Raw genomic sequence first — 2,264 nt, 5'->3', positions numbered from 1 at the left:
GGGGTTCTAGGGATTTTCCCCTCTAAAGTAACATAAATCGCCATACTCACCATATTTAAAGGCATACAAAGGTGGGTTACTTCTCCAAAGTATGGCAAATTATGAGGTTAACAACCCCTTAAACTTAATTTAATTCCTATGGCTATAAAAAACGAACTATCAATTCTTACCAAAGCTGAGCAGCTTGATCTATATTCTCCGCCGCTATTATCACTTGAACAACAACGATTGTATTTTACGCCAAACGAGATCGAGTTAACAGAGTTGAAAAGTATTCGCCTAAGGAACCACCGATGCTATTTCATTGCGTTATTAGGGTATTTTAAGTCTAAGCCTGTGATTCTTTCACCTAGCTTTAACCTCATCTTTGACGATATGCAGTTTATTTCAACGCAAGTTCAAGGAGGCAAAGGGATCAGGCCTTTCAGCATTAATAAGATGCAGCGTGACCGTATATATCAAAGAATACTGAGGTTATTAAACTATCAGAAATGGGACGAAAGTCTGCACTTTGCGCCGCTGTACGAACATCTTGTTATGGTCGGCAAAGCTTGGCTTGAGCCTCGTTATCTATTCGATGCAGCCGCTGAATATCTAGCAACGCATAGAATTGCCATCCCTAAATATACTGTCTTACAAAAGCTTATCAGTCGTGTTATCCAACAGGTCAAGAAGGCGTTAAATAATAAGCTTCGTATTCATGTTTCATCTGAACTACACGGATTTCTAAATACTATTATCGATGACAAAGATGGGCTCTCCTTAAGCCAGCTTCGAGCCGGTGCAAAAAGCGTTATGGTGACAGAGCTAAAAAAAGAACTGACGGTGTATCATCAGTTACAGCCTTATACAAGACAGATTGATAATGCTGTTAAGGGCTTAGCCTTATCGTCTAAAAACCAACAACACTTCGGTGAAATGGTGGATTATTATGGCAGTAAACTAAAACGCTTTAAGCGTCCACAGCAACACCTATGGTTGCTGTGTTTTCTGACTCAACGCATACGGCAAAGCCTAGAGCGATTGGCTGATGGGTTTATTCATCATATCCGTAAACAACAAGAAGCTGCGCATGCGTTTGCCCAACAGGCAGTGTTTGACTCATGGAGGTCAGCTGCAGACAATGTCACCAAAGCCGCAGAATTACTGCATCTGTTTGTTGATGACAGTATCGACGATAATCAACCATTTGCAACGGTTAGGCAACAAGCATTAAGTGTAATGAATAACCAAGATATAGAAACGCTATGCCTGTACTTAAAAAAGCAAAAACGCACGGTAGAAGAATATCAATGGCAATATTATGATGATCAAAACGGGTTAATTGAGCAGTTATTAAGGCCCGTGTTTCTATGTCTTGAATGCCAAGCAGGTAAAGGCTCAGAAGCATTAGTGACCCAGCTCAAAACCACAAAAACAGAACTATTAGCAGGTAATACATTGCAAACAATGGATAGTACACTTATCCAACAAAAACATCGTCCATGGTTAATTAACAAGGATGTTGTTCATCCACAGCGATACGAATGGTTGCTTTACCGTCAACTGGCTTCTCGGCTTAATGGTCGAATTTACTTATCAAACGTCACTAAATATCGTGCGCTAGAAGACGACTTAATTGCATCGTCAATACAGCCTGATCTATTGGCATCATCAACATTGGAAAAGCTAAAGCAGCCGATTCAGAAGCTACTGCAAGTAAAACAAATACGCTTAACAACATCCCTAGAAGATGTTGCTCGTCACATTGATAATGGTGATAACCGCAATGTGATCATGAAGAGCCGAAGTGGCACACGATGGCGACTGCCAGTTAAAGGCTCCCAATCACTTGTCAACAACCCTTTCTTTAAACAAATGATCCCCGTCAGTATTGCTGATGTGTTGCGTTATGTTGAACAAGAAACCAACTTTATGCAATGCTTCGCACACGTGCTGCCAATACAAAAACAAGTAGGCGCCAATCAGGATGATTTATTGGCTATTCTAATTGCGAATGCGACACATCGCGGCGTATATGGGATGGCACAAATATCTGATCGCAGTTATGAGCATCTAAGCACTATACAAGCTAATTATATTAGGCCTGAAACCTTGCAAGAGGCTAGTGATATCATCAATAACGCAGTAGCGGCACTCCCTATTTTCCGCCACTATCACATCCAAGAAGACGTCCTGCACGCCAGTACCGATGGGCAAAAATTTGAAACTCACCTTGAGACTTTTAAAACTCGCTACTCCTCGAAATACTTCGGCACCAACAA

The 2,264-nt window shown here is 41.1% G+C and carries 1 protein-coding gene; it reads left to right on the top strand.

Features of this window, described 5'->3' with window-relative positions; translation table 11 throughout:
* Nucleotides 1–138: 138 nt before the first annotated feature.
* On the top strand, nt 139–2,264 hold a 2,126-nt coding region (locus ACYVIL_RS20175; protein WP_460314519.1), incomplete at its 3' end, for a Tn3-like element ISKox2 family transposase.

Source organism: Aliiglaciecola aliphaticivorans (genome assembly GCF_054782055.1).
This window is presented reverse-complemented; position numbering and strand designations above follow the sequence as displayed.